Annotated in this window: 15 protein-coding genes; 3 read left to right on the top strand and 12 right to left on the bottom strand. The window is 38.6% G+C overall.

From position 1 onward, the window contains the following. Positions 1-10: 10 nt before the first annotated feature. Genes trkA through ACFINL_RS02330 form a run of 3 tightly spaced genes read right to left on the bottom strand, consistent with a single transcriptional unit; the run spans position 11 to position 5,019 of the window. The gene (trkA, locus tag ACFINL_RS02340) at positions 11-1,387 is read right to left on the bottom strand and encodes a Trk system potassium transporter TrkA (protein ID WP_375611279.1); all 1,377 of its coding nucleotides are present in this window, start codon (positions 1,385-1,387) and stop codon (positions 11-13) included. Between the two features lie 4 nt (positions 1,388-1,391). Beyond that, complete coding sequence (locus ACFINL_RS02335; protein WP_375611278.1) at positions 1,392-2,750, bottom strand: sigma-54-dependent transcriptional regulator; 1,359 nt, start codon at positions 2,748-2,750, stop codon at positions 1,392-1,394. A 1-nt stretch (position 2,751) separates the two neighbouring features. Then, entirely contained in the window at positions 2,752-5,019 is a 2,268-nt protein-coding gene (locus ACFINL_RS02330; RefSeq protein ID WP_375611277.1) for an ATP-binding protein, read from the bottom strand. A 172-nt stretch (positions 5,020-5,191) separates the two neighbouring features. Between ACFINL_RS02330 and rirA the strand changes: the two genes are divergently transcribed. From rirA to ACFINL_RS02315, 3 genes are read left to right on the top strand one after another with little or no spacing between them, the layout of a single operon-like run. Beyond that, the gene (gene rirA / locus ACFINL_RS02325) at positions 5,192-5,635 is read left to right on the top strand and encodes an iron-responsive transcriptional regulator RirA (protein ID WP_375611276.1); all 444 of its coding nucleotides are present in this window, start codon (positions 5,192-5,194) and stop codon (positions 5,633-5,635) included. A 24-nt stretch (positions 5,636-5,659) separates the two neighbouring features. Further along, the gene (locus ACFINL_RS02320) at positions 5,660-6,850 is read left to right on the top strand and encodes a bifunctional 2-C-methyl-D-erythritol 4-phosphate cytidylyltransferase/2-C-methyl-D-erythritol 2,4-cyclodiphosphate synthase (RefSeq protein ID WP_375613044.1); all 1,191 of its coding nucleotides are present in this window, start codon (positions 5,660-5,662) and stop codon (positions 6,848-6,850) included. Further along, positions 6,847-7,335: a CinA family protein gene (locus ACFINL_RS02315; protein WP_375611275.1), complete on the top strand. Its 489-nt coding sequence runs from the start codon at positions 6,847-6,849 to the stop codon at positions 7,333-7,335. The genes ACFINL_RS02320 and ACFINL_RS02315 overlap by 4 nt, the downstream gene beginning before the upstream one ends. 597 nt (positions 7,336-7,932) lie before the next feature. Here the strand turns inward: ACFINL_RS02315 and ACFINL_RS02310 are convergent. The 9 genes from ACFINL_RS02310 to ACFINL_RS02270 form a co-directional block, all read right to left on the bottom strand. Next, positions 7,933-8,394, bottom strand: a complete 462-nt coding sequence (locus tag ACFINL_RS02310) for a type II toxin-antitoxin system RatA family toxin (protein ID WP_375611274.1) — start codon at positions 8,392-8,394, stop codon at positions 7,933-7,935. Positions 8,395-8,396: 2 nt separating this feature from the next. Then, entirely contained in the window at positions 8,397-9,359 is a 963-nt protein-coding gene (gene lipA / locus ACFINL_RS02305) for a lipoyl synthase (RefSeq protein ID WP_375611273.1), read from the bottom strand. A 67-nt stretch (positions 9,360-9,426) separates the two neighbouring features. Next, on the bottom strand, positions 9,427-10,887 hold the full coding sequence (lpdA, locus tag ACFINL_RS02300; RefSeq protein WP_375611272.1) for a dihydrolipoyl dehydrogenase: 1,461 nt from the start codon (positions 10,885-10,887) through the stop codon (positions 9,427-9,429). A gap of 220 nt (positions 10,888-11,107) precedes the next feature. Further along, positions 11,108-12,451: a pyruvate dehydrogenase complex dihydrolipoamide acetyltransferase gene (locus tag ACFINL_RS02295; RefSeq protein ID WP_375611271.1), complete on the bottom strand. Its 1,344-nt coding sequence runs from the start codon at positions 12,449-12,451 to the stop codon at positions 11,108-11,110. Positions 12,452-12,465: 14 nt separating this feature from the next. Beyond that, positions 12,466-13,833, bottom strand: coding sequence for a pyruvate dehydrogenase complex E1 component subunit beta (locus tag ACFINL_RS02290; protein ID WP_375611270.1), 1,368 nt, complete (start codon positions 13,831-13,833; stop codon positions 12,466-12,468). Positions 13,834-13,849: 16 nt separating this feature from the next. Then, positions 13,850-14,890, bottom strand: a complete 1,041-nt coding sequence (gene pdhA, locus ACFINL_RS02285) for a pyruvate dehydrogenase (acetyl-transferring) E1 component subunit alpha (RefSeq protein ID WP_375611269.1) — start codon at positions 14,888-14,890, stop codon at positions 13,850-13,852. Between the two features lie 135 nt (positions 14,891-15,025). Beyond that, a complete protein-coding gene (locus ACFINL_RS02280; protein ID WP_012754998.1) occupies positions 15,026-15,337 on the bottom strand; it encodes a septum formation initiator family protein in 312 nt (103 codons plus the stop codon). 183 nt (positions 15,338-15,520) lie between these two features. Further along, complete coding sequence (locus tag ACFINL_RS02275; RefSeq protein ID WP_375611268.1) at positions 15,521-15,973, bottom strand: TM2 domain-containing protein; 453 nt, start codon at positions 15,971-15,973, stop codon at positions 15,521-15,523. Between the two features lie 384 nt (positions 15,974-16,357). Continuing rightward, entirely contained in the window at positions 16,358-16,768 is a 411-nt protein-coding gene (locus tag ACFINL_RS02270; RefSeq protein WP_375611267.1) for a TM2 domain-containing protein, read from the bottom strand. Positions 16,769-17,153: the final 385 nt, after the last annotated feature.

Genomic DNA, 17,153 nt, shown 5'->3' with positions numbered 1-17,153 from the left:
AGATAATACATCAAAAATATTCTAAACTTACGCGAAAGAGTTGTTCAACATCACGAACCCTATCAGCAAGAGCAAAAATCACTATTCTATCACCAGATAAAATACGCGTATCTGCCGAAAGCTGTATTATTGTCTTATTGCGATAAATTGCACCAATTCTCAAACCATCTGATAAATTGAGCTCTGATAATGACTTACCAACCAATGAAGATGTTTGCATCACTTCAGCTTCAATAATTTCTGCTCGGCCATTAAAAACTGAATGAACAGAACGAATACGCCCACGGCGCATTTGTTGCAAAATTCTCGATATTGTAACACTATGGGGATTAAGATATGCATCCACACCAACAGCACGACTAAATTCTTGATAGGCAACATTATTAATCAATACCATATTGGCTTTGCAGCCCAATCTTTTAGCAATAATAGCGCTTAAGAGATTAACCTGATCTTGATTGGTCAATGTAATCATTAAATCGGACTGATCAATTCCCGCATCTTGAAGAATCACTGGATCTAACACGTTACCGTATAAAACTGTTGTTTTTTCAAGCTGATCAGCAATTGTGAGGGCTCTTTCTCTATGCGCTTCTATAATCTTCAATTTTAATTTATGAAAACGCTTTTCAATAGCCTGTGCAACATAAAGGCCAATGTGACCACCCCCTGCAATAATCATGCGGTGGGCATCTTGTTCTTTATGACCAAAAAGCCCAACAGCACGACGCATCTGTTCACGAGAAACAACAAGATAGGTTATATCACCAACGCGTAGTTGCGTTTCTGAATGTGCAACCAATAATTCCGCGCCACGTTTAATAGCAGTAACCGTCGTATGAAGATCTGGAAAAAGCTCTGTTAATTGACGCAAAGGTGTATTAATAACGGGACAATCTTCCATGCATTCCAAAGCTAGTGCCACAATATCATCATTACAAAAATAAAGAACATCTATTGCACCAGGTAAAGCAATACGGCGCAAAACCATTTCCCCAACTTCAACTTCTGGCGAAATAACCACATCAATGGGAATATTCTCTCTGGAAAAAAGCGTCTTATAACGTGGTTCTAAATAAGATTGTGAGCGAATACGAGCAATTTTTGTGGGCACATTAAATAATGAATGTGCTACTTGGCAAGCTACCATATTAACTTCATCAAACAAAGTGACAGCAATCAACATATCAGCTTTGTCTGCATCTGCAGCCAAAAGAACTTCAGGCCGTGAACCGTGACCAACAAAACCTCTCACATCCAATGTATCGCGAATCTTTTCAATTAATCTCGTTTCAATATCAATAACAGTAACATCGTGATTTTCAGCAGCAAGACGCTCTGCTATCCCATAACCAACCTGTCCTGCTCCACAAATAATAATACGCATCGCTTTAAGAAACTCCAAGCGCTTTAAGTTTACGGTGCAAAGCTGAACGCTCCATGCCTATAAATTCAGCAGTACGTGATATATTTCCACCCAAACGCCCAATCTGCGCCACTAAATATCTCTTTTCAAATAATTCTCGAGCTTCACGTAACGGCAAATCCATTATACTTTCATCTGAATCCATTTGAAGACGTGGCAAAGAATCACTTACTTCACTGGGAAGAAAGTCCGCTGTTATAGGACCATCACCATCCCGCACAAGAATAAGAAGACGCTCAATATTATTACGTAATTGCCGCACATTACCCGGCCAAGCGTGCGTTTGCAAAATAGCAATCACATCATCACTGATTGCACGCGGTTTAATCCCAACCTGCTGTGATATTGTTTTTACAAAATGATGTACAAGTTCTGGAATATCTTCACGACGCGCTGAAAGGGGCGGAACAACAATAGGAACAACGGAAAGACGGTGAAAAAGATCCTCCCTAAAGCGCCCATCAGAAATGAGGTTTTCAAGATTTTGCGCTGTCGAAGAAATGATACGGACATCCACCTTAACACGTTTTGTGCCGCCAATTCTCTCAAATGTTTGCCCCGTTAAAACCCGAAGAATCTTCCCTTGAGTCTCACGCGGCATATCAGCAATTTCATCAAGATATAAGATACCGCCATGAGCTTCCTCTAAGGCACCAATTTTACGCTCTCTTCCCTCCATTTCGCTGCCAAACAGCTCTATTTCCATTCTTTCCGGAGTAATCGTTGCAGCATTTATTGTAACAAATGGCCCATTCGAACGCGTTGAGAGCGCATGAATAGCTCGTGCAACAGTCTCTTTTCCTGCCCCTGAAGGACCTGTTATCATGATGCGACTATTGGTTGGTGCTACTTTTTCTATGATTTGACGCAAATTTTTTATAACTGTCGATTTTCCGAGCAACTCTAATGTCTCGTTCGAACGCTTTCGCAATTCTAAAAGCTCACGTTTTAAATTTGAATTTTCAAGTGTTCTCTCTGCAACCAATACAAGTCTATCAGCTTTAAAAGGTTTTTCAATGAAATCATATGCCCCTCGCTTTATAGCGGAAACAGCCGTCTCAATATTACCATGACCAGAGATCATAACGACCGGAAGAGCCGGATATTGTGTTTTAATTTCATCAAGCAGTGCTAAACCATCGAGACGACTACCCTGTAGCCAAATATCCAAAAAAATGAGCTTTGGAATACGCTCACTAATTTGAGCCAATGCTTCATCAGAGTTACAAGCAACACGCGTTTCATAACCTTCATCATCTAAAATACCAGCAACAAGCTCACGAATATCTGCTTCATCATCAACAATCAAGATATCTGATACCATACTATTCCCCTATCTTATGATTTATGGCTTGTATAATATTACCCTGCTTACCCCCATCCGCTGGAAATATCAAACGGATCATCGCACCACGACCTTCATAAAAACTCTCCGGTGCATCATGAAGCTCCATGAAACCACCGTGATCTTCAATAACTTTGCGCACAATAGCTAACCCCAGCCCTGTTCCTTTTTCCCGCGTTGTTATATAGGGTTCTAATAACTTTTGTCTTTGCTCTTTAGGAAGTCCTTTCCCGTTATCAACAACATCCACAACCACCCATTCTTCCTGACGATAAGAACGGATAAGAATATGACCGTGAATATTTTCCTCTCGCATAACTGAATCTATGGATTCGCTCGCGTTTTTGATAACATTGCAAAAAGCCTGTACAATGAGACGGTTATCAAATGCACCCATAAGTGGTAGAGTTCCTAAATCTTGCTCAAAATGAATATCATGTCGCGTCACCTCTATCAAGAAACATGCTTCGCGCAACAATTCTCGTATATCTAAAATATGCATTTTGGGTTTGGGCATACGTGCAAAAGAGGAAAACTCATCAACCATACGCCCAATATCTCCAACCTGCCGAATAATTGTGTCAATACACCGCTCAAAGACCTCTCTATCTTGTGTAATAGCTTTGTTATAACGTTTACGAATGCGTTCAGCGGATAACTGAATAGGTGTAAGAGGATTTTTAATTTCGTGTGCAATACGCCGCGCAATATCCGCCCACGCCGCTGTACGTTGCGCTGCAACAAGGTCTGTAATATCATCAATTGTTAGAACCCAAGATTGCCCTTGTCCATCATCCTCCTCCATCGTAACTTGGACATTACAGACACGCTCTTTTCCTGCAACGTTTAAAGTGACCTGCTCACGATGGTTTTTACGATCCAATGAACGCACAAACTGAAAAACCTGCCAAATTTCAGCGCTTAAAGATAAAAGACTTTTTCCAACAACGCGCTCTGAGCGAATATCAAACATCGCTTCAATAGACCGATTGATAATGGTGATATCACCATTATCATCTATACCTGCTACTCCCGCTGTTACACCCGATAACACAGCTTCAGAAAAACGCCGTCTTTCATCAATTTGATCACGCACTGCAATCAATTCATTACGCCGACTTTTCAATTCACTGACCATGTAATTAAAAGTTTTGGATAATTGCCCAATATCTCCATCTTTTGCTCGTACTGGCACGAAAATTTCCATATTTCCAGAAGCAACATCATCGGCAGCACTAATGAGAAGACGAATAGGACGTACTAAGCGATCAGCAACAGCAATAGCAGCCCAAATGGCTGATAAGAATAAACTAAAAAAAAGACACAAATAAAGCATACCAAATGCAATCTGTGTCAGCAGGCGATTCTCATTTAAATCACGATAACGATCTGTATTAACTTCTGTCAAACGCAAAGCAGATAAAACACCTTTATCAACGTCACGCACCAAATATAAAAATGTGTTTGGAATATTGGTAAATTTTAAAATAATACCAAAATAATCATGAACGCCTGGTTGAAAAGAAAAAGGTCTCGCACTGGTTGCTCGTTCAATAAGATGAGAAGGAGGAATTGGCAGTTTATCTTCATCACCAAGAGCACTCGATACAAAAATAGCTCCACTAGAACTTAACAAAAATGCACCACGCAAATTGCGTCCTAGAGCATGACGCGTCAATTGCATCCTATATTCAGCTGGATTACGTTCTAAGAGTTTTTTGTTATCAAGTGCAAATGCCATCGCGTAGGATAAATTTTTTAAATTTTGGAGCATTTCATCTGCATAAGCATTTGCTAAATCAATAGAAGAGCCCACAATTTGCCGCGTTGTTGTATCAAACCATCGATCAAGTCCCAAATTTAGTGCTGGACCCGATACAAGAGCTACAGCAACAGCTGGCATTGTCGCAACAAGTGCAAACAATGAAATAAGGCGCACATGAAGACGCGATCCTGCACGCCTTGAACGCCAAGCACGAATGATCGGTATCATCTCATAAAAAACGATGACAATAAGCCCTAAAACCCAAAAACTATTAATTCCTATAAGAATAAGGGTTACTGTTCTACTGGGAACAACAGGAGTTAATCCAATAAGAATAATAAATGAAACAGAGGCCGTAAGTAAAGCCAATACAATAATTGTAATCCCTAAAAAAATATATACCTTACTTAAACGATACAACTCATCGTTATAAGTATTTTTATCTATGTCTTGAAGATTCGTCACAGATGTTATATTCGTCATGAGCTTACATACCCTTATCCCATTATTCTCATATAACCTTTTGTAGCAAAAATTGACAATACTAATACTACATTTAAAATAGGCAAATATAGTCAACGAGAAAAAACTTCTACATTTTGCAAAATATCTTTAAAATAGACTGTGTTCGACGATACTTTACGAAGGAAATGAGATGCGATTAACAAAACAAACAAATTATGCTCTTCGAATGCTTATGTATTGTGCAGATAATCAGGGAACTCTCAGTCGTGTTCCAGAAATTGCTAAAGCATATGCCGTTTCAGAGCTTTTTTTATTTAAAATCCTTCAGCTGCTTGTTCAAGCAGGTTTTATACAAACAGTGCGTGGACGCAATGGTGGAGTTAGATTGGCTAAACCCGCAGCAGAAATTTCAGTCGCGGATGTTGTGAAAGTAACAGAAGACAACTTTTCCCTCGCAGAATGTTTCGATACTGCAGAACCAACTTGCCCCTTGTTTGATTTTTGTGGTTTAAATACCGCACTTCAAAAAGCATTAAATGCTTTTTTTGAGGTGTTATCCGTGATATCCCTTGCTGATCTACAACAACCATCCTTTCAAAATCATTTTAAAATTAATGACAAAAAAGCAAACTAAGATTATAATACAAGGAGATTAAGTATTTCTATTGCAGCAATAATATTAGCCGCTGGACGGGGTGAAAGAGCAGGATCTCCCCATAAAATTCCAAAACAATATCGGCTTCTAGGACAAAAGCCAATTATTTATCATACCGTGCATTGTTTTTTGCAGCATCCAGCTATCACAACAATTATTCTTGTTATTCATCCAGAAGATCGTCAAATCTGTGAACAAGCTATTGACGATTTTAAAGAGCGCCTTATTATCGTTGAAGGAGGCAATACACGTCAAATCTCTACCTTATATGGACTTCAGGCACTCAAAAAATTTGCCCCCCAATATGTGCATATTCATGATGGTGCACGCCCTTTTATCGAAAACAAGCTTCTTAATAACATTCACAACACTATCACGCCTCAAGAAGGTGTTCTTCCTGTTCTGCCCATCTCTGATACCCTTAAACGTATAAATAATCAGCATGTTTTAGAAACAATTCCCCGTACCCATCTTTATAGTGCACAAACTCCACAGTGTTTTCCCTTTGAACATATCTTAGCGGCCCATAAACAAGCAAAACAAGCTTGCAAACAAGAATTCACTGACGATTCTGCAATTGCCGAATGGTTTGGAATTCCTATGCGTACCGTTCCTGGAGATCCTAACAACATAAAAATTACATGGCATGAAGATTTTAATACTGCACATTTATATCTCCAAAAGAAAATGCAAATATTTCCTGATATTCGTACCGGCAATGGTTATGATGTTCACTCTTTTGAGGATGGTGATTTTCTTATATTATGTGGTATAAAAATCCCTTTTCATAAAAAATTAAATGGACACTCCGATGCGGATGTTGCTCTTCATGCATTAACAGATGCCCTTCTTGCAACTCAAGGTGCTGGAGATATCGGTACACATTTTCCTCCCTCTGATCCTCAATGGAAAAATGTATCATCAGAAATTTTTCTCCGTCATGCTCTTGATATTATAAAACAAGCAGGTGGTCGTATCGCCAATGTTGATATCACAATTATCGCTGAAAATCCTAAAATTAGTCCATATCGTCATGCCATGACAGAAAATCTTATAACAATACTTGCAATAACACCTGATCGAATCTCTATCAAAGCAACAACAAATGAAAGGCTTGGATTTATTGGTCGTGGTGAGGGAATTGCTGCTCTTGCAACAGTGAGCGTCCTTTATTCAGGAGAAATTCCCCAATGACATATCTTTGTGAAAAACACGCACATGAAGTCCTTAATACCTTTCGCCAAAAAGGTTTGCTGTTAACAACTGTAGAGTCTTGTACAGGGGGACTCATTGCTGCATGCCTCACAAATATAGCAGGATCGTCAGATGTTCTCGATTGTGGATTTGTTGTTTATTCAAATGAATCCAAAACACGCCTTGTTGGCGTTTGTGCTGAACTTATAAGAACCTATGGTGCCGTTTCAAAAGAAGTTGCTCTTGCAATGGCTGAGGGTGGATTAAAACATTCACAAGCTGACATTGCAGTTTCTGTAACAGGAATTGCTGGTCCAGGAGGTGCAAGTCTTGATAAACCTGTAGGACTTGTGCATTGCGCAGTTGCTTACAAAAACCACTCTCCCCTGCACAAAGAAATGCACTTTGCTCATCTTAATCGCAATGCTATCCGCCACGCAACTGTTGAAAATGCTTTTAAAATGATTCTGGAATTGCTTCACTGAATTCCCCATACTAATTTCAAAATTCTTTATTCCCCATCGAGTCTATAATCGTCAACATCTTGAAAAAATTTTATTGTATCACAACTTGAAAATGAAAGATCTGAATAGCGTAAAGTTATCTCACTTCAGTCCTGTGTAGATTGAATTAATCAAATTTATTCACTTGCACGCCACAAGAGAAAAAACTGTATAAATAAAATGATTAAAGAAAGAGACACTTGTACTTCTCTCAAGTGCTAAGAGCTGGCACAACATCTTGAGAGATGGCAAATAAATGATACAGGAGGAATTCTTCATAAGTGTACAGATGTAGATTTTATATACTTTTACGAAAATCTATACTATTTATTATGAGCACTATTATGAAATGGGTATGACGCAAGCAGGTTCTATTTGGGCGTTTTGTTTAACGAGTGTGCATCCATTAAAAAAGAGAGAAACAAAAGCATGAAGCTGTGCATCATCTTCATCATTTAAAATGATATTCCTTCAATATGCTTTTGAAAGCTGAATTAAAAACAAATAGTAAAGATGGAAACCGGTTTTCACCTTCACGCTGTTTAAGCAATAGGTATTGTTAAAAAATAACAGAATAGACTATGTTACCGTAGAGCCATAAATCTGATGCGCACGCTTCTCAAAAGCCTCGGTAAATTTACGAAACGCAATATCAAACATTGAGCCCATGACTAATCCAAGCGTTTTACTTTTAAATTCATAATCAATAAAAAACTCTATATTACATGCATTGGTATTTTCAATATCATGAAAGGCCCAACGATTTTCAAGATATTTGAATGGACCATCAATATATTTAACTTCTATAAGACTTTTTTCCGGCTGAAGAAATACTTGAGTCGTAAAAGTTTCACGAATAATCTTATAGCCAACGGTCATATCCGCAAGAAGCAATATTTTTTTTCCATATTCTTTTCGAGAACGTATTATTAAAGACTCACACATTGGTAAAAATTCAGGATAACGCTCAATATCTGAAACCAGATCAAACATTTCACTGGCACTATGGGTGATCTGCCGATGTATTGTAAAAATCGGCATAATTATCTCTGTAAGGAAAATTTTTCATCACGCGCTTTTTGCAAAATGGCAAAATCATCTCCAGCATGATGAGATGAACGCGTTAGAGGATTGGAGGCCATATGTAAAAATCCTTTTACTTTACCAATCTTGGCAAAAGACTCAAATTCTTCAGGAGGCACAAAACGAACAACTGGATGATGTTTTCGTGTAGGCTGCAAATATTGTCCAATTGTCATAAAGTCAACATCAGCAGCGCGCAAATCATCCATCAATTGCAAAACTTCATTTCGCTCCTCCCCGAGGCCAACCATAATTCCCGATTTTGTAAAAATTGTTGGATCAAGTTCTTTAACACGTTGTAACAAACGAATTGAATGAAAATAACGTGCCCCTGGACGGACCTTCAAATATTTAGAAGGAACTGTTTCTAAGTTATGATTAAAAACATCAGGCTTAGCAGCAACAACAACTTCTAAAGCGCCATCCTTATGACGAAAATCAGGTGTAAGAACTTCAATTGTTGTTTTAGGAGTTTTTTGACGAATCGCATAAATAACTTTTGCAAAATGCTCAGCACCACCATCAGCAAGATCATCACGATCAACAGATGTAATGACAACATGTTTTAATTCCATCCTTGCAACAGCATCAGCGACACGTTCTGGCTCATTATCATCAACGGCAAGTGGAATACCTGTTGCAACGTTACAAAAAGCACAAGCACGCGTACATATTTCACCTAAAATCATAAAGCTAGCATGCCTCTGGCTCCAACATTCGCCAATATTAGGACAACCAGCTTCTTCACATACAGTCACTAGCTTATGCGTACGTACAATACCATGTGTTTCCTTATAAATTGGTGATGTTGGCGCTTTTACACGAATCCAATCTGGCTTTTTTTGAACGCTTGTATCAGGACGATGTGCCTTTTCAGGATGACGCAATCGTCTATTTGCAACTCTATCAACAACCGTAACCATTTAAGCCTTTGCCTTATAAATACGAAGTAACAATCAAAAATATAAAATTTTTCATACAATCCAGTCATCAAGCGTTTAAAACTTGACCATAAGCATCTAATACACTTTCTTTCATCATTTCCGATAAAGTCGGATGTGGAAAGACAGTATGCATTAATTCTTCTTCTGTTGTTTCAAGATTCATAGCAATAACAAAACCCTGTATCAATTCTGTTACCTCAGCCCCTACCATATGGGCCCCGAGAAGCTGTCCTGTTTTTTTATCAAAAATCGTTTTTACTAACCCCTGATCTTCACCCAAAGCAATCGCCTTACCATTCGCAGCAAAAGAATAACGACCAATACGTATATCATAACCTGCTTCTTTTGCTGCCGCTTCTGAAAGCCCTACAGAGGCAACCTGTGGTGTACAATATGTACACCCTGGAATTTTTCTTTTATCAAGTGGATGAGCGCTTTTCAAACCTGCAAGATGCTCAATACATATCACACCTTCTTCTTCTGCTTTATGGGCCAACATAGGTGGGCCTGCTACATCACCAATAGCATAAATACCTTCCACCCCCGTCCAACTCCATTCATCAGTTACAATGCAGCCGCGATCGGTTTTTATTCCCAAAGCTTCTAAACCAAGATTCTCAATATTACCTTGCACCCCAACAGCAGAAATCAACCGGTCAACAGTCATTGACTCTATTTTACCTTGAACATCAATATGTACACTTACAGAATCGGAAGATTTTTCAACCTTTGTTACTTTTGCTTGACGAAGAGTACGTAAACCTTTTTTCTCTAACTGTTTACGAGCAAACGTTGAAATTTCAATATCTTCAGCAGGCATGATATGGGGCATCATTTCAACAACAGTTACTGTCGCCCCCATATCATGATAAAAAGAAGCAAATTCAATGCCAATAGCCCCAGACCCTATAACCAAAAGCGATTTTGGCATTGCTGGCGGTATCATAGCTTCAAAATAAGTCCAAATGAGTTTTCCATCTGGCTCAATACCAGGAAGGACACGAGGACGTGCACCCGTTGCAATAATGATATGCTTTGCTTGATAAGTTCCCTCCCCTAACGTCCCTTTAGGGACTGGATTTTGCGGTTGCATAATCGGTTTGGAGGATGAAGAAACCATAATTTCCGCAGGAAGGCTTCCCTTTGCTTCTTTAGTAAGCTTTGCTTCACCCCAGATAATATCAATTTTGTTTTTTTTCATTAAAAAACCAACACCAGCATTTAAACGTGCTGAAACACCCCGTGAACGTGCCACAACATCTTTGATGTTTGCCTCAATTGAACCATTAATTTTTAATCCATAATTTGTCGCATGTTCAGCAAAATGTTTCATTTCCGCTGAACGTAGAAGGGCCTTTGTTGGAATACATCCCCAATTTAAACAGATCCCTCCCAAATGTTCACGTTCAACAATCGCAGTCTTAAAGCCACATTGTGCTGCACGAATTGCGGTTACATATCCGCCTGGACCTGATCCAATCACAATTACATCATAAAGATTTGCCACAGTAATTCCTCCATGGATATATAAAAAACGGATATGCATTTTTTGAACTTAAGACTGTAAAACAACATGAGAGAATTATCTTATGTCTTTGCTTTAAGCTTCACGTAAATGCTTTACCCAAACCAGAAATAGCAATAACATTGCTCTTTAAACTCTTTAAATTTGTTTCTATTCTCTTAACACGCTTTCTCACAATTTACGTGAAGAACTGTTAAACAGTTCAAACCAACATTGCTAATGGATTTTCAATCATCTTCTTAAAAGTCCGCGCGAGCTCTGCTGCTAAAGCACCATCGACAGCACGATGATCCGCAGAAAGCGTAACTGACATAACTGTCGCAACAACTAATGCACCATTTTTAACAACGGCGCGTTGCTCCCCTGCACCAATCGCAAAAATCGTCGCATGCGGTGGATTAAGAATAGCCGAAAAACTTTTTATACCATACATCCCCATATTTGATACAGCTGTTGTTCCACCCTGATATTCTTCCATTTTTAACTTGCCCTCGCGCGCACGCTTTGCAAAATCCTTCATCTCTTTGGAAATAAGTGATAACGGCTTTTTCTCTGCATGGCGAATAATCGGTGTAATTAATCCATTGGGAATAGAAACAGCAACCCCAACATCACAATGTTTATGATGAAGCATCCCGCCTTCAAGCCAAGAAACATTCGCATCAGGAACCGCTTTCAAAGAAAGTGCGACAGCTTTGATCACCATATCATTAACAGAAAGCTTATAAGTAGGCTGAGTTTCTTCCTGCCCCTTAACCATTGGAGCAGCAGCATTTAGTTGTGTACGCAGTGCTAATAGCGCATCAAGTTCACAATCTACCGTTACATAGAAATGTGGGACTCTCTGTTTTGATTCCACCAAACGTGTCGCGATTGTTTTACGCATATTATTATGGGGAGCGAAGCTATATTCATCCTCTTTGAAGAGTTTCAATATCTGTTTGTCCGAAGCACCTGTAGCTATTAGCTCCCCTATCTGTGATGAATAAGACACTTTAGACATATCGCTGCTCACAGCTTTTTCTACATCGCGCTTAATAATACGGCCATGCGGACCACTTCCAGAAATAAGGGATAAATCAAGACCTGCCTGAGATGCTAATCGCCGCGCTAAGGGAGAGGCAAAAAGACGAGCTTCCTTTTTATCTTGCTGTATTAATTGCCCAGTTGATGATTCATGAGACATTTTTATTCCCTTTGAGTCCGTCTGTTTCAGAGAATCTGTCTGTTTGATGCCCTCTGGTTTTTGTCTTGTAGAAGAAGAGATTTCTTCTGCAACTTTTGCAGCTTCAGCTAAATCTTCACCTTCTTCTGCTAAAACAACAATTAAAGCATTTACTTTAACGCCTTGTGTTCCAGCAGGAACAACAATTTTAGCAACCCTACCTTCATCAACGGCTTCGACTTCCATTGTCGCTTTATCCGTCTCAATTTCAGCAATAACATCACCAGAGGAAACCTTATCTCCCTCCTTAATATTCCATTTTGTTAAATTTCCCTCTTCCATCGTAGGGGAAAGCGCTGGCATTGTAATTTTAATGGGCATTATGCTTTCCTCCGTTATGCTCTGTATGTCACAGCCTTAACGGCCTCAATAATTTCAGCAGTATTAGGCAAAGCCAACTTCTCAAGATTAGCGGCATAAGGCATCGGAACATCTTTGCCAGAAATCGTAGCAATTGGCGCATCAAGATAGTCAAAAGCCTGCTGCATAACACGCGTTGCTATTTCAGTTCCCACAGATGACTGAGGAAATCCCTCTTCAATTGTTACCAAACGACCTGTTTTTTTAACTGACGAAAGAATTGTTGGAAGATCCATCGGGCGAATGGTTCGTAAATCAATCAATTCAACATCAATACCAAGTTTTTCGATTTCTGGTAACGCTTGAACAGCATAATGCATCCCAATTCCACATGCAACAATCGTCACATCTTGTCCAGACTTATGAATACGCGCCTTACCAATAGGCAAAAGAAAATCATCCAGTTGAGGAACATCAAATTGATGCCCATACAAAATCTCATTTTCAAGGAAAATAACAGGATTATCATCACGAATAGCAGCTTTCAGCAAACCTTTTGCATCTGCAGCACTATAAGGCATGACAACTTTCAGACCTGGTACATGACTATACCATGCAGCATAACATTGAGAATGTTGAGCACCAACACGGGCAGCTGCACCATTGGGACCTCGGAAAACCATAGGAGCGGTCATTTGTCCACCAGACATATAACGTGTTTTGGCTGCTGAGTTAATAATTTGGTCCATCGCCTGCATCGCAAAATTAAAGGTCATAAACTCGACAATAGGACGTAACCCACCAAAAGCAGCCCCAACAGCCAGCCCAGCAAAGCCGTGCTCTGTAATTGGGGTATCAATAACTCGGCGTTCCCCGAACTCTTCCAACAAACCCTGACTAACCTTATAGGCACCTTGATATTGCGCGACCTCTTCCCCCATGAGAAAAACTTTTTCATCACGCCGCATTTCTTCAGCCAAAGCCTGATTAAGCGCTTCACGAACTGTCATTGTAACCATTTGTGTTCCCGCTGGAATATCAAAATTAAGAGATGTATCAAAAGTAGGAGCAGCCTGCGGAACTGACAAAGGTAGAGAAAGAGGAGATTCCTTAGGTTTTTGTGCTGTATCCGTAGGCTGCGAAATATCCTCAGCACGCTCACCTTCTTCTAACAAAATTGCAATAACAGTGTTAACCCTTACGCCTTCTGAACCTTCAGGCACAAAAATTTTACCAAGAGTACCTTCATCAACGGCCTCTACTTCCATTGTAGCCTTATCCGTTTCAATTTCAGCAATAACATCGCCAGAGCTAACCTTATCACCTTCTTTCTTGAGCCATTTAGACAGTTTACCTTCTTCCATAGTTGGTGAAAGCGCCGGCATCAAAATATCAATAGACATACTTGCTTCCCTCGCATCAAACTAAAATATCAGTATAGAGCTCAGAAGCATCTGGCTCTTGATCACTTTGTGCAAAATCTACCGCATCAGCAACAATTGCACGGACCTCTTTCTCAACAGATTTTAAATCGTCTTCGCTCGCCCAATTTTTTTTAAGAATCCGACTTTTTACTTGATCAATCGGATCGTGCTCCTCTTTTATTTTTTGGACTTCTTCCTTGGAACGATATTTTGCTGGATCAGACATGGAATGACCACGATAGCGATAGGTCTGCATATCAAGAATGATCGGTCCTTTACCTGAGCGTGCCCAAGAAATTGCTTCATCAGCAGCTCCTTTTACTGATCGAACATCCATACCGTCAACAACAATACCTGGAATTTCAAAAGAAAGACCGCGTCGGGAAAAATCAGTTTCTGCAGATGCACGTGAAACTGACGTTCCCATAGCATACTGATTGTTTTCAATAATATAAACAACGGGAAGCTTCCAAAGTGAAGCCATATTAAAACTCTCGTAAACCTGCCCCTGATTTGCAGCACCATCACCAAAATAAACCAATGTCACATTATCTTTACCAAGATATTGATTCGAAAATGCCAAACCTGAACCAATGGGAACCTGCGCACCAACAATACCATGTCCTCCATAAAAGTTCTTTTCTTTAGAGAACATATGCATCGAGCCACCTTTCCCTTTGGAAAAGCCACCTTGGCGCCCCGTTAATTCTGCCATGACACCACGCGGACTCATCCCAACCGCTAACATATGTCCATGATCACGGTAAGACGTAATAACCTGATCACCTTCTTTTGCCGCTTTCAATGTTCCTATAACAACGGCTTCCTGACCAATATAAAGGTGACAAAATCCCCCAATAAGCCCCATACCATAAAGTTGTCCTGCTTTTTCTTCAAAACGGCGAATTAAAAGCATTTCACGATAAGCATCAATTTCTTCTTCTTTTGTAAAATCTGCTATTGGTGCTTTCTTTGTGGTGCTTGATAATGCAGTGCGCGCCGCCGACGCAGAATTTTTTTTAAGTCGTTCTGCCATATTAAACTCCCTTTTATGATTATTTAGGAATAACCTTTACGAACAAAAGTTACAAGCCTTATCAATCGGCTTAAACAATATCATTGCTGATTGTTGTTTAAATTAAGCGATTTTTCATTTACCTTTGGTATCATTTCAAGGTATTAAGATTGTCAATTCATTTGGCTTAGAAAAGTTCAAATTCTTTCGGACATACTCATCCAACATATCTTTTTCTATATGCCCATTGCGTAAAAGAGAAATACGCTTTTCCATGAATATCCGCTCAGCTTCTATTTTATGAAGCTCCTTTTCTAATTCGCTAATATGCTGATTAACTTCACTGCGTGAATACAATCCATACTCACCATGATAAATGTGATAACTGAAATAGCTTAAGACTCCCACCGTCATAAGAGGTAGTACAAAGCGTACTTTGATTGATCGACGTTTCTGCTTTGTCCACATAAAATAGCACAGTCTTTACAGCACAAATTTCTTAATAATCAGCCCAACTATGCACGATTTTGATTAATACCTCATTACCAAATCTACACCAAAATAATTTGTTATTTCAATTTATCCCCCCCCTTAATACGATCAAAGTAAGCTGAATGCCCCACTTTTTATATTATAAATATTGGATATCCTCTAAGTTGTGATTTTACACCCATCTTTGTCCTTAAAACTTCCTGTTAAAATGACTATAAAATCAATCAATACCCAAGGTGTAATTATCAAAAAAATTCCTATAAGCCCTACCGGCATAAATATTACACTTATTATACTTATTACACTTATTATATTTATAAGAAGCATTGCAATGCCCGTTCCAACTTTACCAACCATAAAACGATGAAGTCCTAGTCCACCTAGAAAAAAACAAACGACCGCTAACGTCACTTTTGATTGCTGTGACTGACCTTCAGTTGAGATAGGGAAAATAGATTTAATGGTATCCCCTTCACACACAAAATCAACGACGTCACCAACTTTCGGCGGCGTTTTTCCTGACCAATCCCAATTCGCAAACTGATAGCGCTTACCATCAGCCCCTGAAATGAAATAATCTCCTTGATCATGACCAATAATCTTACCTTTCATCTTCACCACCTATAAAATTGTTATTCATAAAGAAGCTTTTCTTCTAATATGATAATATGTTGAATAAACCTCACAGCATGAATACAGTCTGTATTCACCGTGATATATGACAATTTAAAAAGCTAAAAATTCCCCAACAACTTAAAATTCCCGCAATTACAAGTGGTAATACAAAGCACGCTGTTCGATTTGCACCTTTGCTTTTTTTCATATGAAATAGTACAGTCTTTTTCAATAGTTTTATTTAAATATTCATAATTTTCTTTAATATTTCACATTTAAAGACATATATTAAAATAATTTACATTATTAAATTAATATATTGACAACATTAAAAGTAAAGAAAGTGCCTCACTCTTTACATTTTATATTATTCTAAAATTTCTACCAATTTATAATTTTATCCCCGTTTTCATCCCTAAAATATCCGGATAAAATAACTATAAAATCAATGAATGACCACGGTATAGTAACTAACAGCCCTATACCTGTTATCGTTATAAGAAGCATTACAATACCCGTTCCAACTTTACCTGCCATAAAGCGATGAATTCCCAACCATCCAAAAAACCAACAAACAAGTGCTATCGCCAATCTTGATTTTTCTGACTGAGTTTTACTCACGAGAGGGAGAACAGATTTAACAACATTATCTTCATATACAAAATCAACGGTATCACCCACTTTTGGTGTTTTTTTTCCTAACCAATCGAAACTTGAAAATTGATAACGCTTACCGTCAGCCCCTGAAACAAAATAATCTCCTTGATCCTGACCAATAATCTTACCTTTCATTCTTGCCCACCTATAAAGCTGCTCCTCATGTGTTATTCATAAAGAGATTATTTCTAATTCGATAATATGCGGATTAACCTCACGGTGTAAATACAATTCGTACTCACCATGATAAACATGAAGTTAAAATAGTTCGGAACTCCCCAATAATCTAATATTTCCCCCTGCTATAAGCAGTAACAAAAAACATGCTTTAGTTGATTTATATCTTTGATTTACCCACATAAAATAGCACAGTCTTTTTCAATACTTTTATTCAACTGTGCATATTTCTCTTAATATCTCACATTAAAGAAATAGAGTACAATAATCTTGCATTATTGCAACTTAATATATTGATCGAAATAAAAAGTAAACTTTATTATTTTCTTTTTATTGTAAATTT

This window comes from Bartonella sp. AA78NXGY (assembly GCF_042197005.1).
Classification (GTDB): domain Bacteria; phylum Pseudomonadota; class Alphaproteobacteria; order Rhizobiales; family Rhizobiaceae; genus Bartonella.
This window is presented reverse-complemented; position numbering and strand designations above follow the sequence as displayed.